Genomic DNA, 20,238 nt, shown 5'->3' with positions numbered 1-20,238 from the left:
ACCCGACGAAGAGCAAGTGCCGGCCTTCCCCGGGCCCTCGCACAACGCCGGCGAGTCGAGCGTGTTCGGCTCCTGCGCCCTCTGCCACAACGATCTGGCGACCACCTTGCTGCCGTTGCACGACACGCTGCCCTGCGACACTTGTCACGAAGAGTTGCTGCCGGGCGTCTACGGCCCCGGACATCAGAGCCGGCCGGGGGCGGACCAGGTGCCATCGTTCTCGGGGCCGGCTCACGCTCTGGGGAGCGAAGCGCGGTTTGGCGAGTGTGGCTACTGCCACAACGAACTGGCCGTGAGGCTGACAGCGGCGGGCGCCCATGGGTCGTTCCGGCAAGGGTGCCAGCGGTGCCATACGGCGGTGCTGCCTGGCGAGTACCGGCCGATGCACGAGTCGGTGCCACGCTGCCTCGATTGTCACCGCGAGCAGAGGACGCATCATGACCCGGGGGCAGGCGCTCAGGATGAATGCACGATCTGCCACGATCCGCACGGGACCGGCAACTTGTTCCTCATCAATGAGCGAGTACTGACGCCCAGTGGCGCGCGGACTGTGGAGTTCAGCAACGACAACGGGCTGGCGGACGGCAGTTTCGCCGACGCCAGTGCCCCCGGCAGCGGGATTTGCGAAACCTGTCACCGGGTGACGCGCTACTTCCGTAGCGACGGAACCGGTGCGGCGCACATCTCGCAGCCATGCACCAACTGTCATACACACGCGGCGGCGTTTGTGGCGCTGCCGACTGCCACGCCGACAGGGACTCCGACACCCAGCACAACTCCGGCGGTGGTGAGCACCGTGACGCCAACGCCGACGGCGACGCCCGCGAGCGGATGACCTGAGGCAGTTACTCGGGCCGGTCCTGATCAGACCTGACGTCGCTGTGACGACAGTGCGGCTTCGAGCCAGGATTGGAGGTAAGGTTTTCGCGCAAAGCGAGGGCGAAATACCCGCCGGGCCTGGCACCGGCTGGTTGGGCATTGCCTTGCTGGCTTGCGCCCTGTCGTTCAACGCCTTCTTTCTTGCGCCCGAGCTATGGGTTGGGCGGCTTGCCTGGAACGACTCGACTTTCCACCTAGTGGCCGCAGAGCGGCTGGGGCAAAGTCTGTCACGCGGCGAGCCGCTGCTCGACCCGTGGGTATCCGAATGGTCGCTGGGTTATCCGCTGTGGCGCACGTACCAGCCGCTGCCGCATCTGGTCGCCGCCGGTGTGCTTCGGCTGAGCGAGCCGTTCATGTCACACGCGGCAGCGTTCGCGGCGTTTCGCTACCTGCTCCTCACCCTTCTGCCGTTCACAGCCTACGCCGGTGCTCGGCTGTTCGGGCTGGGTTCTCTCGGGTGCGGGTTGGTATCGCTGCTGATCTTGAGCCCGTCTGGCAGCGGTGATTTCGCGCGCTACGGGCTCGGGTACGGGTCATCCGGCATTCGCTCGGGCAGCGGGTTGTACACGCAGCTATTCGCCTTGCACTGCTTGATTCTGTTTCTCGGCACACTGGTTCGCGCACTGGCAAGCGGCAGGAGGCGTGGCAGCGCCGGCTTGCTGCTGGCCGCAACTGTGCTGTCGCACATGATCTTCGGCTACGTCGCGTTGGTGTCGGCGGCGCTGTGCGCCGTGGTCGGAGCGGATGGCCAGCGCCCGCGCCGGCTCGTTCGTCTGGCCACCATTGCCGCGCCCGCGTTGGCATTGCTGGCCTGGTTCGCGGTGCCGATGTTGCTGGCCAGCGGCGAGATAAATCACTCGCGGTGGGAGCCGGTGTACAAGTGGGATTCCTTCGGAGCCCAAGCGATCCTTTGGGCCTTGGGCTCGGGGAATCTGCTCGATGGCCACCGGCTGCCGCTCATGACCGTGTTGTTGGCTGCCGGCGCGGCCACCGCAGCGTGGTCTTTCCGCGACGCCGTTGCGCGCCGGCTGCTGGCGCTGGCAGGGGTCTGGCTCCTTCTGTTCTGCGGGCGTGTAACTTGGGGGCACTTGCTTGTACTACTGGCGGTTCCGGCCGATTTCCATCTGCATCGTTTGCAGGTCGCCTTCGAGCTGGCGGCGGTGCTCCTAGCCGCGTGGGGCATTGAGCGCGCCATCTACGCCGTAGCGGCGCGCAGCCGCGCGCTCTGTGCCGCCATGGCGGTGTGCATTGCCGGGGCGCTCGTGGCTGTCGGCGTGGAACGGGCAGGCTACCTTAGCCGAGACGCGCGGGCGAGCGAGCTGAGCCTGCGGGTTTTCGAGCAACAGCGCACCGACCTGGAGCAATCGCTGGCAACGATGCGCGTCATTTTGGCGCAGCGACCCGGCCGCGCCAGCGCCGGCAGGCGCGCCACCTGGGGAGACGAGTTCAAAGTCGGCGATCTGCCGGTTTACGCCCTTCTCACCCTCGGGCACATGGACCAGGTGAGTTTCCTCTATCACGCCATGTCGCTGACGGCGGACGTGATGGAGCTGCGTGATGAGAGCGATCCGGCGCACGACGCGGTGTTCGGCGTCCGTGCTCTGATCGCACCCGCGACGCAGTCGCCGCAGCCGCACTGGCGGCGGCGCGGGCAGCACGGGCCTTTCGCCGTCTACGAGTGCTCGGCGGAGGGATACTTCGGGTTGGTCGACGTCGGTGCGCGCTATACCGGCCCGCCATCGACGACCTACGAGCCCAACGCCGCCTGGCTGCAAAGCGCGTGGTTACGTAGCGGCGTGGTGGTGGCGCTCAGTGGCGCCGATCCGGAACTGCCGGCTGTCGCGCGCTGGCAGCCCTTGCCGGCGTTACCCGCGTCGTGTCTGAGGCCCCGCGGCCACATTCTGAACGAGTCGAAGGACCAGGAGCGATATCGCGCGCAAGTACTGCTCGATCGCCCTTGCTACGCGCTGGTGAAGATCACTTGGTACCCCGATCTCGTGGCCACGGTAGACGGTCACCGCGCACCCATCCTACGTGTGACACCGGGCTTCGCCGCCGTCCCCGTTTCGGCAGGCATCCACGAGGTAGAGGTGCGTTACACGCCGGGGCCGCTGAAGCCGATCTTGCTCATTCTCGGCATCCTGCTCTTCATCGTGATGGCCTGGTGGCTCAAGACGCCGTCAGCAGTTGCCGCGGAGGATGCGGTCAGCTTGCGGTTGGCGCGCGCCGCGCAACAGCTGGCGGGCGCGCGGCGGTCCAGCGCCTTGGTTCTGCTCGGCTTGGTTCTGCTGGCGCTGCACGCGCTCTTCCGTGGCCAGCTGATCGACGGGCATGATGCGGCGGCCTACCCGCCGCGGTTGGTGGAGTTTGCTCGGGCCTTGCGCGATGGACAGCTGCCGCCGCTCTGGGCCCCCGATCTCGGCAACGGTTACGGCCAGCCGCTGTTTCAGTTCGCTCCGCCGCTGTTGTACGTCACCGCCTACTTGTTACACGCGACCGGCTGTGGGCTTACGGATTCGTTACAGCTCGCCCTGGTTTGCCTTTGCGGCGTGGGAGCGGTGGCGGTGTATCGCCTAGGAAGGAGAGCCGTGGCCTCACGCGCGGCGGCACTTGGCGGTGCGGCAGCGTGGCTGTTTGTGCCTTATCTCGCGCTCGATCTCCAGGTGCGGGCGGCGTTTGCGGAAACCGCGGCCATGGCGGTTGCGCCCGCCGCGCTTCTGGGTCTGGCCGGCGCGCTTGATAAGCCGGCGCCGTTGCGAATCGCGCTGGCAAGCGCGCTGGTCGCACTCGTGCCGCTGGCACACAACGCGGTTGCACTTCTGGTGCTGCCCGCACTTGGGCTCTTCGTCTTGGCACAACGCAGCCGGCGGGCGTATGGGGTCGGAGCCATGGTGCTAGTAGGCGGGCTCGGGCTCTCGGCCTTCTTTTGGCTACCCGCGCTGGCGGAGAAAGCCTTCGTCAAGACCGACCTACTGCAAGGAGACCTGCTTCATTGGAGCATGCACGCCGTCTCGCCAGCACAGCTGCTCTGGTCACGATGGGACTATGGCTTCTCGGTTTCCGGTACCGATGACGGCATGTCGTTCGCAATTGGACCGGCGCACCTACTGCTCGCCGCATTGGGCTTGGTGGTGGCGCTGAGGTCGCCGGAGTGCAAGCGGCGGCGCGAGGCGGTGGCCTTCGCGCTTGCCGCCGCCGCCGGCGCGTGGCTGGCCACTTCATGGTCCGCGCCGGTGTGGTCGCGGGTGGAGACGTTGCGCTACCTCGCGTATCCATGGCGAGCGCTGCTCTTGCCGGCGATGTTCCTGCCGCTGCTCATCGTGCCGGCGCTCGGCTGGCTGGGGGCGCGCACGCGGTGGTCCGCGGTGGCCGTTCTGGTTGCCTTGAACCTCGCACACACGGCGCCCACGGGGTTCTTGACCTACGACGAGGAGTACTACTCGCCGGACTCGATCGCACGCCGAGGCATAAATACGACGACTTACGAAGAGTATGAGCCCCGTTGGGTTAACCAGCGCCCGCCATACACCAGCGAGCGTCTGATCGGGCGGCCGGCGCTGGCATCCGTCCGGCCCATATCCCAGCGATCCGCGCACCAGGAGTTCTTGGTCTCGGCCGAGGAGGCGACCGTGGTGGAGGCAGCGACCTTCTATTACCCGGGCTGGAAGCTACACGTCGACGGCGAGGAGACGGCAATTGAGCCCGTGCCCGTGCGCGGCACGATCCGGTTTCGCCTACCGCCGGGAGAACACCGAGTTACACTCGACTTGCAGCCGACCTCACTGCGCCGCTTCGCCGGGCTGTTGACATTGGCGACTTTGGCGGCGCTGGTTCTGGCTATGGTGGGTCACCGCATCGTGGCGCGATCGGCCTTTCCTACAAACACAGCGCCCGCTGCTGGCGCGCCGGCGCGGTAGCCGCAGCCTACAAAAAGAAGAGCCCCCGGCCGAGGCCGGGGGCTCTTTGGTCAGGAAGGTGCGCTACCGACGCGAAGCCTTGCGCCGCGTCTACTGTCCGAACGCACCGGCACGCTCGGCGTCGATCACGCCGCCGTTTTGGCCCATGTGGTACGCGGCCGGGTTGCGGTTGTGGCAGGGGTAGCAGGCCGAGGCCGTCTGGCTGTTCACCAAGTCGGTGGCATTCGGCACCGTGGCGCGGGCTGCGCGCACGGCTGCCGGGGTGGCGTTCGTGCCGTCTGTGGTCACGTCGGTGGTCACCAGCGCACCGGCGGGCAAGTCGGCATCGTAGGTTCCCGGTTTATGGCAGGTCTCGCAGTTGCTCGGGATGCCCGGGAAGGTGACCTCGCTCCAGTCGTAGAAGAAGAGCCCGCTTGCACCACGGTCGCGGACGAACTGGTACGGGAAGGTCCTCGCCGCAGCCGCATGGATGCCGTGGATCATTTCCTTGAAGCTATTGCTGGCCTCGGGGTAGCCGAGTGGATTGTCCGGGTCGTAGCCGGCGTCATCGAGCTTGTCTCGGTCAGTCGCGCTCAGCAGATAGCCGCACGTCTCCGTCGCGGGGCAATCGGCGGAGCTAGCGCAGACGGTGCTGGTAGTGACGGAGCAGCGCTTCTCGGCACCACGCCCGCTGCTGCTGAGGTTAGGGTTGTGGCAGATAACGCAGACCTGTGGGTTATTGACCCGATTGCCGCCGTGCAATTCAAGGATTTCGTGGCAGGCCAGGCACTTGGCCTCGTCCACCACCGCGCGGCGCACCGCATCGCCGGTGACCGGCTTGACGACCGAATAGCTGTGGCGCCCGATGTTGTCTTTGGTGCCGTCGCCGTTCTGGTCAAAGGCGGCGGTTTGAGTGAAGTAGCCCTGAAGGGCAACGGCCCGCATGGTGGCCCCGGCCGGGAAAGCCGCCGAGGTCAGTGTGGCGGTGTAGCTGTCGGCCGTACCCGTCAGGCTGCTCACTAAGCTGGCGAGCGAGACGCTTGCGGGCTGAGCCGCGCTGCGCCCGCGGTTGTTGTAGTCAACCGGTGCCACCACCCCATCTTGCGGCAAGGCGTAGGCCACCAAGAAGCTCGGCCCACCAGTGAACCCAGTCGGGGGATAGGTGGACAGGTCGAGCGCTACCCCGTCCTTGTTGATGTGGAAAGTGACGACCGCCTGATTGCTCTCGTTGACCGTGACGCCGTCGATCACGTACTCGAAGTTGGTCAAGCCGGTCGGGACACTGGGATTGTTTGGCGTTGATTCGACGGTGAGATGCGCGTCTATTATCGGTGACAACCCACCGCTGGGTGGATGGCACACGCTGCAGAGCTTGTTGTCGGCCTGCGGGCCGCCGGTGTGGCCGGAGCCGGTGGCGAAATTGACGCTGTCATGACATGAACCACAGGCTGTGATGGTCGGCCGCGTATTCCAGTGCGCGCCGTCCGTACCGGCGTGGCACTTAGCGCAGTTGCGCAGATCCTGCGGATAGGTCACCTCGGAGAAGTCGCCGAGAGCGAAGTCCTTGGCCGCGTGGATCTTGTGCACCATCGGTGCGAACTCCGCATCACCGTCGCCCAGAGTAGTCGTGTGACAGGTGGCGCAGCCCTCGATAAGGTACCGGGTGCCGCTGTGGAAACTGGCGGCGCCTAGCGGGCTACCCAGCCGGTCGTGGCAGCTTTCGCAAGCCCCGGTCGTCACGATGTTGCGGGTGGTGGCGAAGGTGAACGGGCCGGGGAGTTGCGCCGGCACAAAATCGTAGGTGACGTTCTTCGATTGCGGCACGATGTCGCCAAACACCATCAATAGTAGTCGGTGGGCCGGGGCCGGGTCGTATAGCGAGTACAAGTTGGTGTTGAACAGATAGGTGTAAGTACCATCGCCGTGATCGGTGAGGTTGGCGGGGGTGCGATCGCCGGTGGTGTAGTTGACCCAGGTGTCGGCGTCGCCACTGCCGACCGCGGCCGGCTGCAGCTTGGCGAGGGCGAAGCGCAGGTAGGCGAAGCGGGTAGCATTGGTTGGGGAAACATCGCCGAGGTGGCGGATGTACTCGCCCTCTGCATTGGTAACGGTGAAATTGACGGTGAGCTGCGCGGTCTGGGCCTCACCATCAACGGCAATCGCAACGCCATCGATGCGAGCCACGACCGCCGCGGGCTCGACCAGCCCGGGGTGATAGGCCGCAACGTCGGCAATCCGGCCGTCGCCGTGGCAGACCACACACGCTTCATTGATGGTCCGAGTGAGATCGTCTCCGCCCGGCCCTGTTGGCCCGGAAGGACCAGTCGGTCCGGTGTCACCTTGTGGCCCCGTTGGCCCGGAAGGACCGGTCGGTCCGGTGTCGCCTTGCGGTCCAGTTGGACCCGAAGGCCCGCTCGGTCCGGTGTCGCCCTGTGGTCCAGTTGGACCCGAAGGCCCGCTCGGTCCGGTGTCACCCTGCGGTCCCGTTGGTCCCGAAGGGCCGCTCGGTCCGGTGTCGCCTTGCGGTCCCGTTGGTCCCGAAGGTCCACTGCCACCCTGCGGCCCAGTTGGTCCTGAAGGTCCGCTACCGCCCTGTGGGCCGGTGGGTCCGCTGTCCCCTTGCGGGCCGCTCGGCCCTTGCAGTCCTTGCGCCCCGTCGTCGCCGCCACAGCCCGCCAGTGTGAGCACGGACAGGAACAAGCCGGCTACCAGAAGCAACTTGATGGTTCCCCTGTTTTGCAGTTTCATCGTCTGTCCCTCCCAAAACAGTCGTAAAACCGAAATAGCTGCGAGATGCAAACGCCCTGGCGGTCACGCAAGGCACGCCGGACGTGGATGCGCTTGCAGCAATATCGGCACCAGCTGGAATCAATACACATTTTCAAGTCCGTGGTGCCGCAAATCGCGCGATTTTGGTGTGCGCCATTCCCACAAGCGCGAAGGTGAACCCAGGAACGCAAATGCACTCGCGACCAGCCTGACTATACGGCGAGCCCTTTCGGCGTTTCCCGGTTTGTTGACCACTCGCCAGCCACGGGCAGCAGCGACCCTAGTTGACTGGGCTTCGCTCATTGCTCTATGGTGAAGCTCAAATAAACAACTGACGGCCGCTGGTGCGGGCGATTACGCCGCACGCTTAAGCAACTTAGCGGCCGGGGAGGCGAGTCATGACCGTTGTGTATCGGGTCTTCGGCTACTTTGGTCTGTTCTCCATCTTTGCCGCGATCCTGAATGGGTTTCGTTACGATCCCGCGGCTCCTTGGGCCAACCATCTGTTCAACTTGATGCTGTACACGGCCTTCATTGCGCCGCACCTGGTGATGACCAGCGATGGGTTCAAGCGGGCCGTCTACGGCAAGGCCGGCACTCTGATCGAGCGTCAGGTGTACATTGCGGTCACGGTGGCAACCTGGCTGGCGTTGCTGTGGTTTCACCGGTCGGCTCCTGGCGGAGCGTTGGCCGTGGCGGAGCCGCTGCGCTTCGCCGCCATGGTTGGCTTTCTCGTGGCCTTGATCGCTTTCTTCGAAGGGGCGACGTTCACCATGCTCGACGGCCTGCTCGGGGTGCCAGGTGGGGCGATGACGCACTCGCACGGCGAGGAGACGCCCCTATTCACCGAGGGCCAGTACGCCAAGGTGCGCCACCCGCAGTACCGGGCGGTGATTCTGGCCGGGTTGTGTTCAGTGGTGATGCATCCCAATCTGGCGCAGCTGCTCTGGTGCCTGCTGCTCGGCGGCACCTTCATCGCCTTCATTCCGATGGAAGAGGGGCGACTGTCGGCCGCGCGCGGTGAAGCCTACGCGGCGTACATGCAGCGAACCCCGTGGCGTCTACTGCGCGGCGTGTGGTAAGCCCGCCCGGTGTCCGGCGCCGCTCGCGCAACCATCGCTCGGGCCGGAGCAGCCACGCACCCCGGCGCCTGATGGGTGCGCGACAAATTTGTGGGTAACGTGGTTCGGTGTTATGGCCGTCATTCCCGAGAAAGCGGGAATCCAGTTTGGTGGTGACGCTCAGAGAAGCAGCTGAAGAAGTGCCGCCGCGCCTGGAAGATCGAGCTGATCGAAGCTCAGAACCCGGACTGGCGAGAGCTCTAGTGGCGGGTCGTAGCGAGCCGGTGCCGTGGATTCCCGCTTTCGCGGGAATGACGAATTGCGTCCCTTTCGGCCATGGGCCTCGGCCTGACAGTACACAGTACTGTCAGGCTGGTGAGGATTTGCCCGGTCGGCTCACATTACCAACAGATTTGTCGCACACCCGTCATCCTCCGGTCAGTTGACAGGCTCTTCAGCTATAGGCTAACAGTTGTTAACCACCAGCGCCCGCGGGCGGGGTGGTTGGCGACTCCGGGCTGGCCCCTGTGATCCCACCCGGCGCAGCTGCGGCCGCTCAGGCTTTGCCCGCAAGAGTTTGACAAAGGGAGATGTTGTTTCATGACCATGCGCTTCAAGGATCGAGTTGTGTACGTGACCGGGGCGGCCTCGGGTATCGGCCGCGCCACCGCCGAGTTGTTTGCGGCCGAAGGGGCCAAGGTGTTCGCCGTCGACGTGAACCAAGAGGGCGTGCGCGAGACTCTCGCTGCCATCCGCGCGGCGGGGGGCCGCGCCGAAGGCGGCCTGTGTAATGTGGCCGACCTCAACTCGGTCAAGGCCTCGATCGCGGATGCGCTCAAGGCATTCGGCGCGCTCAACGTGCTGGTAAACGCCGCCGGCGTCGGCCGCTCGCTGCGCTTCGAGGAACTCGACGAAACCGAGTGGCAGCGGGTGATCGGCGTGAACCTCAACGGGCCCTTCTACACCATGCGCGTGGCCATCGAACACTTGCTGAAGCAGCCGGGCGGTAGCATCGTCAACGTCGCCTCGATCGCCGGCTTGCGCGGCCAGGCCTACAACTCCCATTACTGCGCCTCGAAGGCGGGCGTGCTCAATCTGACCCGGGCGGTCGCGGTCGAGTTCGCCACCCGCGGCTTGCGCGCCAACTGCGTCTGTCCGGGCGGGGTGAACACGCCCATCGTCCACAACTTTGTGCCGCGGCCGGATTTCGAGACCCAACTCATTCTGTACTACTGCCCGCCGAGTCCGACGCAGATGGGTGAGCCGATCGACATCGCGCGCACCATCGCCTTCTTGGCCTCGGACGAGGCCCGCATGGTCAACGGTGCCGCACTGGTTGCGGACTTCGGGACGGTGGCATAACGGCGCGCTCCGCCTGCGGGCTCAAGCGCAAGTGAGGGGTCTGCGACCCTTGGACCGCTTCGGCCGGCTCTCAGTCGGCCAGCAGCGGGCTTCGCCGCACGCCCAACTCCAACAGCCGCGTTATCAGTGCCGGCGACAGCCGGTAGAGCAGCCACCCAAGTTTGGCAAAAGCGGTGACGACGATGATGGCTTGGTTGCGCTCCACTCCGCGCAGGATGGCGCGGGCGCAGGCCACCGGCGAATGCAGCTTGACCGGGAGGCTCTTGAGCACGGCCGCACGATCGACGTTGAGCAGCGGCATGGTGTCTTTGATCGGGGTGTCGATGAACCCCGGACATACGGCGCTCACGCGCACGCCGTGCCGGGCAGCTTCGCTGCGCAGGGAGGTCGACAGGCCCACGACCGCGTGCTTGGTGGCGGCGTAAGCGGTGAAACCGGGCGCCGGCGCCAGACCGGCGACGGAAGCGGTGTTCACGATGTGGCCAAAGCCTTGCGTAATCATCAGCGGATAAGCCGCCATGACCCCGTGCACCACGCCGCGCACGTTGACGTCGATCAGCCGGTTCCAGTCCGCCACCGTCATGTCGCGAGTGCGGCCGGCGAGGGCGATACCCGCGTTGTTGAACAAGTAGTCCAATTGCCCGTATGCAGTGGCGGTTTGCGTGACCAGCGTGAGGACCGCGCCGGCATCGCAGACATCAACGGTGGCCGCCTGCGCTGCGCCGCCGCCGGCGGTGATGGCGCCGGCCACCGCTTGCGCTTGCGCGCCGTTGCGGTCGGCTAGCACCACGCGTGCGCCGCGGCCGGCCAACTCCTCGCCCAGGGCGCGGCCGATGCCTGACGCTCCACCGGTGATGATCGCGACTTTGCCGGTAAACCCGCTCATCATTGCCCGCTCTCCCCGCAGGCCAGCGCACCGGCCACCAGCACCAAGCTCTTCGATTTCTTCATTAAACACCCGTAGCGCGTGCGGGGCGACCGTTGCAAGCTCTTGCCGCGCGCCCGTCCTCGTGGCCTGCCCATCCTGTTCGCCTCACCCTGCACGCGGTAGCTTGCGTGACGACCTTGCCAGGCCCGTGCCCTGAGTCGACGAGCCGACGGCTACCGCAAGTTGGCATCGCGCTGCCGAGGACCAGTTGTGGCCCGAGGTGGGAACAGACAACCGATGACGACAAAGGCGGTTCCCGTGGTGTGAGCGATGGGCACGCCTTTTGTTTATCGGGACTTCATTGCGAATGAGGTTGACGATGAATCACCGTGTCATGTCGAAATTGGTTGTGCATCTCACGCTGCTGGTAATGTGCCGTTGGCTGCCCGCCGCAGCGTCAACAACGATGACAGTGTGGACGCAGAGTGTCGCCAACAAGGTCCAACCCACCACCGCACCGGCAGGCGGCACGTCAATCGCCCTGGAAGGTGCGCGGGGATCGTACGAAGCGTACCAGATCGTGGTGCGCGCCGATGGCGGCACCGTCGCCGGGGTCGACTTCGCGGCCACTGATCTGAGTGACGGTTCCGGGCATATCATTGCCGCTTCCAGCATCACCTTCTTCCGGGAAGCGTTTATTGATTTCACCGGCGTCGGCGACGATGGCGGTACGCTGCCCGTGCCCGACAACTCGCCCACGGGCGACGGGCGCATTCCCGACCCGCTGATTCCGTTGCGCGACCCTTATTCGGGCAGTCCCGCCGGCGCCCCGTTCGCGGTTGCCGCGGGGCTCAACCAACCTGTCTGGATGGATCTATTCATACCCGCCGACACGCCGGCGGGAACTTACTCCGGCAGCGTGACGGTGACGGCAACGGGCCAGACCCCGGTGCCGGTTACGGTCGCAGTCACGGTGTGGGATTTCGTGCTGCCCGATATGCGCGCGGTTAGCACCTACTTCCAAATGAGCGGCGACGCCGTTAGCAACTTTCACAGTGGCACCTACCAATGCTCCGGCAGCAGTTGTTGGCTCGATTGGAATGCGCGCGCTCGCACCATCGTGAAACGCTACGAAGAGCTGGCCCACGCTCACCGCGTCGATACCGGCGCCCACTTCGTGCCCGATCCCGGCAACGGCTGCGCCCCGTCGAGTGACTGGAGCGCTTACGACGCCGCACTACAGCCGTACCTGGATGGAACCTACTGGAGCGACGGCGTCCCCAGCAGCCGGCTCGAACCGCCTTTCTCACCGGGAGTGACCTGGGGCTACGAGGCGGCCTGCACGCAGTCGCAGTACACCGCGTTGGCGGCGGCCTGGGCCGCGCACCTGAAAAGCCGCGGCTGGTTCGACCGCGCCGTGGTTTTCGCCCTCGACGAGCCCGACCCCAGCTCCTACCCCGCTATCGCCCGGCATTCGCGCTGGATGCAAGACGGTGATCCGGATTGGAAGGCGCGCATCATGGATACGACGGCGCCGACAACCGATAACGTCGCGACCCTCAATCCCGCTCTCGGCATCTTCGCCGTGTGCCTGAAATGCTACGACAAGTGGTACGACGAAACCTGGGAGGTGTACGGCCGCGCCGAGTGGCCGGGGCAGTTCGCCCAAGCCATCAAGCTGTGGTTCTACGAAAGCAACGCCCAGGGCGCACCCTACCCGACCTATGCCACCAACACCCTGCTCGGCATGGAGCCGCGCATGATGCATTGGGGCACTTGGTACGAAGGGGCCAGCGGCTTCCTGATGTGGTCGGTGAATGCCTGGGACAACGACGATGCTTGGGGTCCCAACACGAGCTACGGCAAGACCGGTGACGGGGTGCTGCTCTACCCGGGACATCACGACGGCGTGCTGGCACCCGAAGGATCGCCGGCGGGGGTTGAGATCGATGGGCCGATCCCCTCCTATCGGCTCAAGATGATCCGCGCCGGCTTGCAGGACTGGGCCTTGTTCGAGCTCGCCGACCAAAAAGGACTGAGCGGCTATGCGCGGGCACAGGTGGCCCAAGCCTACAGCCAACTGGGCGGCTGCGGTTGGATCGGCTGCGCTCCGCTCAACGGCAGCTTCTACTGGCAGAGCAACGACGCCTTGATGATGCAGATTCGCCGCGACGTTGCCCGGGCGATCCTGGGCGCGCCCGTAATGACCCCGTCGTCAACGCCCACCCGGGCCGCCACCACGACGCGCACCGCGAGCACGACCGGAACCGCAACCTATAGCTTGCCGACTCGAACCCCTTCGCCCACCGCCAGCCTCACCCGAACGCGGCGGCCAACGTACACCCCAACTTTCACTCGGACGCGGACGCCCACTCGTACACCGACAGTGACACCGACATATACGCGCACCCGCCGCCCAACGCGGACCGCCACGCGCACAGCGACACGCACCCCGACCGCAACGCCGACGCGAACCTACACCCGCCGCCCGACACGAACGGCGTCGCGTACACCAACCCTGACACCGACGCGGACCAGAACCGCCACGCCCACCGCCACCAGCACCAGGACTCGGACTCCGACCGCGACCGTGCCCGGCCCGGCCGCCAGCCCTACTCCATCTCCGACCAGCGTCACCGGCGGCCCGACTCTCGCCGGCTGCGCCGTGTTGCCGGCGGACAACATTTGGAATCGGCGCATTGACGCTCTGCCGCTTGATCCCAGCTCGCAGGCTTACGTGAACAACATCGGCGCCACGGCCGGGCTGCACCCCGACTTCGGCGCCGGCACCTGGAACGGCGGGCCGATCGGTATCCCCTTCGTCGTCGTGCCCGGCACGCAGCCGTTCGTGCCCGTGAGCTTCGTCTGGTACGCCGACGAGAGCGATCCCGGCCCGTACCCGGTTCCGGCCAACGCCCCGATCGAAGGCGGCAGCAACAGTAGCGGCGACCGTCACGTGCTGGTGGTCAACAGCGGGAACTGCACCCTGTACGAGTTGTACTACTCCTGGCCGCAGCCGGATGGGAGTTGGCAAGCGGGCTCGGGGGCGGTGTTCGATCTCAATTCGAATGCGCTGCGACCGGCGGGATGGACCTCGGCGGACGCGGCGGGATTGCCGGTTCTTCCCGGGCTAGTGCGTTATGACGAAGTGGCTGCCGGCGTCATCAAGCACGCGCTTCGCTTCACCGTGCCCCGCACCCGGCAGAGCTATCTCTGGCCCGCGCGCCACTTCGCCTCGTCATCCACCGATCCATCACGCCCGCCGATGGGGCAACGTTTTCGGCTCAAAGCTGGTTTCGACATCTCGGGGTTTTCCGCCAGCAACCGGGTGATCCTCACCGCTCTGAAGACTTACGGCATGTTCGTTGCCGACAACGGGTCGTCATGGTTCCTCTCCGGCGCTCCCGACCCGCGTTGGGACGACGACGATCTGCACAACCTGCAGACCGGCGTTCGCGGTTCCGACTTCGAAGCCGTGGACGAGTCATCGCTCATGGTGGACCCCGATTCCGGACGGGCGCGATAGCTATGCGCGAATTGACTCGCTGGCGTCGCCCGCATAATCGTGAGGTCGATGAAGGCCGAGGCTTGGATTGCCGCCGAGTTGGGGCAATGCGTGGCAGCGGGTTTGCGCCGGGCGCCACGGTGGATCGATTCGGCGCAGGACGCCTGGGTAACACTCGACAACCGGCGCGTGCTGATGCTGTGCTCGAACAACTACCTCGGCTTGGCCAATCATCCGGCGTTGATCGAGGCGGCGTGTGCGGCCGCCCGCGAGCAGGGGCTCGGGGCGGGGGCGTCACGGCTGATCTCCGGCTCGATGCGCGCGCACCGCGAGTTGGAGGAGCGCCTGGCGGCATTTAAGGGTGCCGAAGCGGCGCTGTTATTCAACTCGGGGTACAACGCCAACACCGGCGTGATTGCGGCGCTGGTGAGCGACGGCGATCTGGTATGCAGTGATCAGCTCAATCACGCCAGCATCGTCGACGGCTGCCGCTTGTCGCGGGCGCGGGTCATCGTCTATGCCCACCGCGACCTCAACGAGTTGGCGCGCGCGCTGCGCGCGCCGGCGCGCCGCAAGTTGGTTGTCACCGATTCCGTGTTCAGCATGGACGGGGACATCGCGCCGCTGCGGGAGATTTGCGACCTGGCCGAGCGCTACGGCGCCATGGTCATGGCCGACGAAGCCCACGCTACCGGCGTGCTCGGCCCCCACGGTGCAGGCGTGGCCGAGCTGTTGGGTGTCAGCGATCGCATCGGCGTGCAAATGGGGACGCTGGGTAAAGCGCTGGGCACCTTCGGTGCCTTCGTCACCGGCACTCGGAAGCTGATCGATCTCTTGGTCAACCGTGCCCGCAGTTTCATCTACACCACCGCTTTGCCCCCCCCGATTGTGGCCGCCGCGGCCGCCGCCTTGACCCTGGTCGAAACCGAACCACAGCGCCGCCAGCGCGCTCTGGCTAATGCCGCGCGGCTGGCGGCGGGTCTGCAACAACTCGGCTATCGCGTCCCCGCAACCGGTACCCCGATCGTACCGGTGTGGATCGGCGATTCGGGCGAGACTATGTCGCGGTGCGAACAGCTGCTGGCAGTGGGGGTCTTTGTCCAAGGCATTCGCCCACCAACGGTCCCAGCCGGTACTGCCAGGCTGCGCGCCACCACCATGGCCACACATCAGCCCGCGGACCTCGACCGGGCGCTGGCCGCCTTCGCCCGCCTCGGGGAGTCGCGGGCCGCGGTGCCGGCATGACCTCCGCGCGGCCGACTGCGGGCGAACTCGAACGCTGGGACCACGCCCACCTTTGGCACCCATTTACCCAGATGCAGGAGTGGCTGGCAGCGCCGCCGCTGGTCATCGAGCGGGCCGAGGGCAACTACCTCATCGACATCCACGGACGCCGCTACCTCGATGGGGTGTCGTCGCTGTGGTGCAATGTTCATGGCCATCGCAAGCCCGAGCTGGATGCGGCTCTTCGTGCGCAGGTGGACCGCGTCGCCCACTCGACCATGCTGGGGCTGTCGAACGTACCGGCCATCGAGCTGGCGCAGCAATTGGTCGGCATTGCCCCTGCCGGGCTGACGCGGGTCTTCTACTCCGACTCCGGCGCCACCGCCGTCGAGATCGCTCTCAAGATCGCCTACCAATACCGGCGCCTAACCGGCGCGCCGGAACGCGACACCTTTGTTTCGCTCACCGAGTCGTACCACGGCGATACTCTCGGTGCAGTTAGCGTCGGCTACTCCGAAACCTTTCACCATCACTTCCGGCCGCTGCTGTTTCCCTGCCAGCGGTTGAACCCACCACACGTCTTTCGCTGGCACCGGCAGGAGTCGCCCGAGCGCGCGTTGGTGCTGGCGCTGGCCGAAGCCGAGGACCTGTTCGCGCGCTGCGGCAAGCGAATCGCAGCGCTGATCATCGAGCCAATGATGCAAGGCGCCGCCGGGATGTGGGCACAGCCACGCGGCTATATCGCCGGGTTGCGCGAGCTGACACGCCGTTACGGGGCCTTGTTGATTTGCGACGAAGTGGCCACCGGCTTCGGGAGGACCGGACGCATGTTTGCCGTCGAGCACGACCGAGTCAGCCCCGACATCCTCTGTCTCGGCAAGGGTATCACCGGTGGCTACTTGCCGCTGGCGGCCACGCTAACGACCGAGGAGATCTTCCGGGCATTTCTTGGTTCTTATGCAGAGCATAAGCAGTTCTTCCATGGCCACACCTATACGGGCAATCCATTGGCCTGCGCTGTAGCGGTAGAAAACCTGCAAGTCTTTGCGCGCGAAGGCGTGGTGGCGCGCGCCGACTTGCGCTCTGCCCAGCTGAGCGACTTGCTCGACCGCCAGGTCGCTGGGCTGGCTCACGTCGGGGACATCCGCCAGTGGGGGCTGATGGTCGGTATCGAACTAGTGCGCGAGGAGGCCCGACGCATACCTTATGCGGCCGGCGAGCGTGTCGGGGCTCGTGTCGCCGAACGTGCGCGCCGGTTAGGCGTGATCCTCCGACCGCTGGCCGACGCGATCGTCCTGATGCCGCCTTTGAGCATTACCGAGGACGAACTCGTGACACTGTGCGGCGTCGTGCGGCAGGCGATTGCTGAGGTGACCGGTGAGCCGCTATGCGGCAGTCTGGGCTGACAAGCTATCGCCGTTTGGGACGAATTAGACAAAATTTTCACGGGGCCGGACGATCACAACTGTACTTTACGTGCCCCGGATGGTGGCCGTCCAAGCAACCTTATGGGGGCATGCCTCTTGCTGTGCTTCCGTAGCACTTGCGGAGGTCAGCTATGCAGAGTTCGCTTGCGGACGCATATTGGGCACAGATCGAGGAGGCCGAGGAGGTGGACCGGATTCCGGTGCCTTTCATGGGATTCCTGTCGGGTATGGTCATCAGCTTGGCCCTCTGGGGGGCTATCAGCTGGGTTGCCTTCAGCCTGTTCGCCTGAGGCGTCTTGCCTCGTCTCCCTCTCGCACGCTTCTTTTGATAGATGGGCTCGTGACTGGGCGAGCCCGTGTCAGCCAGGATCATCAACATATCAGGAACGGACACCGGGGTTGGCAAGACCACGGTGGCGGCGGGTTTGGCCGCGGCGCTATCGGCTCGTGGCCATCGCGTCGGCGTGCTCAAGCCGGCCGAGACCGGCTGCCTCCCCGGAGCCGACGGCCAGCTTGTGCCCGCCGACGCTCGCCGGCTCGCGTTCTTTTCCGATTGCAGGACCAGCGAAGCCACGATCTGCCCGTACCGCTATGCCGAGCCGCTGGCGCCGCGGATGGCCGCTGAGCGGGCCGGCCGGCCGATCTCGATCGAGGCCATCCTCTCGGCCTGTGACAACTTGAGGGCCGAGCATGATGTCGTACTCGTCGAAGGTGCCGGCGGGCTCCTGGTGCCACTGTGCGGCGGGTTCACTTACGCCGACCTCTGTGGCCGGCTGGACGCCCGGTTACTGGTGGTGGTGGGCAACAAGCTGGGGGCTATCAACCACGCGCTGCTGACGATGCGCTACGCGCAGATCACCGGCCTGACCGTCGCCGGCTACGTGGTCAACGCCCTGGGGCCGGCCGCTGACCTCGCCGCCGCAACCAACCTTGCGTTGCTGGCGGAGCTACTTGGGGCTCCGTTGGGTGTGGTCCCGTGGCTGGGCCAAATCAGCGAGACGGCAGCAGACCGAGTGCGCCTGGCAAGCATCTTCGACGCCTGCGTTGATTTGAGCTTCGTGACTGCTGAGCGTTGAAGTAGACCGCAGAACATGGACGGGAGTCCGACTCACCTGTGCTGCCGGTACGCCGCTACTGCCGCCTGATACACGGTCTTGAGCGGCACCTGCCGCTCGCTCGCCAGACGGCGGCAATCGTCGTACTCGGGTGCGATGTTCTCGCCTCCGTCCGGTGCTAGAGCGATCTTCACCGCGACCGCTCCAAACTCGGTGTCGACGCGGACACACTGGCGCGGCAGCAAGGTCCGCTGCACCGTGTGATAGCGCAGTCCGATCGCCGTCGTCTCGGTTAGAATGATTCCTGCCAGACGCTCCCGCTCCGACTCAGCGCACAGTACGTTGAGCACTATTCCCGGCCGGTTCTTCTTCATCAGCACGGGGCTGAGGTAGACCTCGCGGGCACCGTTGGTCAGCAGCCGGTCCATGACGTAGTCATAGATCTCCGGGTTGGCATCGTCGATGTTGGTGGCGATGCTCACCAGCTCTTCTTGGCGCACCGGCCTTACGGCCTCGCCGAGTACCAGGCGCAAGACGTTGGGGCGGTCAGCCAGTCGGCGCTGGCCGGCGCCATAGCCGACGGCTTCGAGGCGCAGCGGCGGCGCCCCCGGCTGCGCCAGCGCTGCCACGATCGCCGCCCCCGTTGGCGTGACCATCTCACCGTCTCCGTCACCGAGCCGCACCGGAAAGCCACGCAGCAACTCCGCCGTGGCGGGGGCGGGCACCGGTAGCGGCCCGTGCTGCGAGTGCACCGTGCCGCGACCGAGCGGGAGCAGCGAGGCGTACGCCGCTTCCACCCCCAGCGCGCACATGCCCGCCGCCGTGGCCACGACATCGACGATCGCATCGACCGCACCCACTTCGTGAAATTCAACCGCCTCGGGCGCGACCCCATGTACCCGGCCTTCCGCTTCCGCCAGACGCGCGAAGATGCGCATGGCCGCTTCCTTTACCGGGGTTGTGAGGCTGCTAGCCCCGATCAGCTCGCGAATGGCGCGAAACGGCCGGTGATGATGCCCGGGCTCGCCCGCGTGCTGAACCTGTACCGTGAACTGTGTCGCGGTGATGCCGTTGACTTGCACCGACTCGGCGGCGATCTCGTAACCCTCTAGCGGCAGCCGCTGCAGCTCCGCGCGCAGTTGCTCGATCGGCACGCCGAGCGCCAGCAGCGCGCCCACGGTCATGTCGCCGCTGATACCGGAGAAGGCGTCGAAGTAGAGAATACGCATGGCCGACCGGTCACCCTCCGCCGCCCCGGTGTGCCTGTGCCGGGGGCTCAATAGGGCCGCTGAAACTCGCCGCCGTGGGCGATGTAGTGTTTCAGCTGAATCCGCATCGAGGTCTCGCTGACCAAGAACAGGCGGGCCATTTCCCGCACCACCGTGTCCGGATACTCGTGCCGCAGGCGGTAGGGGAGTTGGGTGTCGAGCAGCCACAGCGGCATGAGCAACGCCGCCGCCCCGAAGTCCGCTTCACGTTCCAGCCGCGTGCGGCGGCCGTCGCGCCAATGCTCGACCGTGCGGCAGGCGGTCAAGTCGGTGAGCTGGCCATCGGGAAAATGCAGCTCGGCGTGCATTATCTCGTGTGCCAGCGTGAAGCGCACGCGCGGGCGCGAATTGTCCTTGCGCAGGTGGATGGTCTTCTGTTCGCCGTCCGGCGTGAGAAACACCCGCCCATCGAGCCCGAGAGGCAGATCGACCTCGAACACCTTGTACGACTCATTGATCCGTAGGAAGTCTTCGAAGCGAAACGGCGGGCGTTGGAAACCCAAGCGCCGGTGAATCCCGTCCACGATCGCTTGGGCGGCGGCGTACTGTGGCGCCGGGCGAACGGAACGAGCGTGCTCTGAGTCTTGCACGAATGCCTCCGGGTTCTAGGAATTAGTGCTCGCGGCGCGAGAAGTGAAAAGTGCCCAGTCGCGTCCGGCCCCCCTTGCCGTGAGGCAACCCAGGCTCCGAAAAGCCGCGTCAACGACGGCACAGTTCAGCGCTTGCATGGAGTAGGTCGAAAGCGGCAGCTTCTACCACGCCGCCGGCCGTATAAGCAACCCATAGCAAGCCCTCCGAAAAAGCCGGGTGTGCGACAAATCTGTGGGTAACGTGCAGCCGACCGGGCAAATCCTCACCAGTCTGACAGTACTGTGTACTGTCAGGCCGAGGCCCATGGCCGAAAGGGACGCAATCTGTCATCTT

At 65.8% G+C, this 20,238-nt stretch carries 13 protein-coding genes; 9 read left to right on the top strand and 4 right to left on the bottom strand.

Features of this window, described 5'->3' with window-relative positions; genetic code table 11:
* Together HY699_03285 and HY699_03280 are read left to right on the top strand one after the other, a co-directional pair.
* A partial coding sequence (locus HY699_03285; GenBank protein MBI4514824.1) for a hypothetical protein occupies positions 1–835 on the top strand: 835 nt, incomplete at its 5' end.
* Between the two features lie 136 nt (positions 836–971).
* Positions 972–4,796: a hypothetical protein gene (locus tag HY699_03280; GenBank protein ID MBI4514823.1), complete on the top strand. Its 3,825-nt coding sequence runs from the start codon at positions 972–974 to the stop codon at positions 4,794–4,796.
* 90 nt (positions 4,797–4,886) lie between these two features.
* On the opposite strand, the gene HY699_03275 is transcribed toward HY699_03280, so the two are convergent.
* Positions 4,887–7,523 carry an OmcA/MtrC family decaheme c-type cytochrome gene (locus HY699_03275; GenBank protein MBI4514822.1) on the bottom strand — a complete coding sequence of 879 codons (2,637 nt, stop codon included), beginning with the start codon at positions 7,521–7,523 and terminating at the stop codon, positions 4,887–4,889.
* A gap of 419 nt (positions 7,524–7,942) precedes the next feature.
* Between HY699_03275 and HY699_03270 the strand changes: the two genes are divergently transcribed.
* Together HY699_03270 and HY699_03265 are read left to right on the top strand one after the other, a co-directional pair.
* Positions 7,943–8,626: a hypothetical protein gene (locus HY699_03270; GenBank protein ID MBI4514821.1), complete on the top strand. Its 684-nt coding sequence runs from the start codon at positions 7,943–7,945 to the stop codon at positions 8,624–8,626.
* Positions 8,627–9,205: 579 nt separating this feature from the next.
* Positions 9,206–9,967: an SDR family oxidoreductase gene (locus HY699_03265; protein ID MBI4514820.1), complete on the top strand. Its 762-nt coding sequence runs from the start codon at positions 9,206–9,208 to the stop codon at positions 9,965–9,967.
* A 70-nt stretch (positions 9,968–10,037) separates the two neighbouring features.
* On the opposite strand, the gene HY699_03260 is transcribed toward HY699_03265, so the two are convergent.
* On the bottom strand, positions 10,038–10,853 hold the full coding sequence (locus HY699_03260) for an SDR family NAD(P)-dependent oxidoreductase (GenBank protein ID MBI4514819.1): 816 nt from the start codon (positions 10,851–10,853) through the stop codon (positions 10,038–10,040).
* Between the two features lie 361 nt (positions 10,854–11,214).
* Here HY699_03260 and HY699_03255 point away from each other — a divergent pair, with 361 nt between their 5' ends.
* The 5 genes from HY699_03255 (at position 11,215) to bioD (ending at position 18,067) form a co-directional block, all read left to right on the top strand.
* Positions 11,215–14,361 carry a DUF4091 domain-containing protein gene (locus HY699_03255; protein MBI4514818.1) on the top strand — a complete coding sequence of 1,049 codons (3,147 nt, stop codon included), beginning with the start codon at positions 11,215–11,217 and terminating at the stop codon, positions 14,359–14,361.
* Between the two features lie 48 nt (positions 14,362–14,409).
* Positions 14,410–15,585 carry an 8-amino-7-oxononanoate synthase gene (gene bioF, locus HY699_03250; protein ID MBI4514817.1) on the top strand — a complete coding sequence of 392 codons (1,176 nt, stop codon included), beginning with the start codon at positions 14,410–14,412 and terminating at the stop codon, positions 15,583–15,585.
* Positions 15,582–16,970 (top strand): adenosylmethionine--8-amino-7-oxononanoate transaminase, encoded by a 1,389-nt coding sequence (gene bioA / locus HY699_03245; GenBank protein ID MBI4514816.1) that lies wholly within the window; start codon positions 15,582–15,584, stop codon positions 16,968–16,970. The genes bioF and bioA overlap by 4 nt, the downstream gene beginning before the upstream one ends.
* A gap of 152 nt (positions 16,971–17,122) precedes the next feature.
* Positions 17,123–17,281 carry a hypothetical protein gene (locus tag HY699_03240; GenBank protein MBI4514815.1) on the top strand — a complete coding sequence of 53 codons (159 nt, stop codon included), beginning with the start codon at positions 17,123–17,125 and terminating at the stop codon, positions 17,279–17,281.
* Between the two features lie 66 nt (positions 17,282–17,347).
* Entirely contained in the window at positions 17,348–18,067 is a 720-nt protein-coding gene (bioD, locus tag HY699_03235; protein MBI4514814.1) for a dethiobiotin synthase, read from the top strand.
* A 32-nt stretch (positions 18,068–18,099) separates the two neighbouring features.
* Here the strand turns inward: bioD and larC are convergent, their stop codons facing one another.
* Together larC and HY699_03225 are read right to left on the bottom strand one after the other, a co-directional pair.
* Positions 18,100–19,275 carry a nickel pincer cofactor biosynthesis protein LarC gene (gene larC, locus HY699_03230; protein ID MBI4514813.1) on the bottom strand — a complete coding sequence of 392 codons (1,176 nt, stop codon included), beginning with the start codon at positions 19,273–19,275 and terminating at the stop codon, positions 18,100–18,102.
* Between the two features lie 47 nt (positions 19,276–19,322).
* Positions 19,323–19,904, bottom strand: a complete 582-nt coding sequence (locus HY699_03225) for an ImmA/IrrE family metallo-endopeptidase (protein ID MBI4514812.1) — start codon at positions 19,902–19,904, stop codon at positions 19,323–19,325.
* Between the last annotated feature and the right edge of the window lie 334 nt (positions 19,905–20,238).

It is taken from the genome of Deltaproteobacteria bacterium, assembly GCA_016210005.1.
In the GTDB taxonomy this organism is placed as follows: domain Bacteria; phylum Desulfobacterota; class Binatia; order HRBIN30; family JACQVA1; genus JACQVA1.
This window is presented reverse-complemented; position numbering and strand designations above follow the sequence as displayed.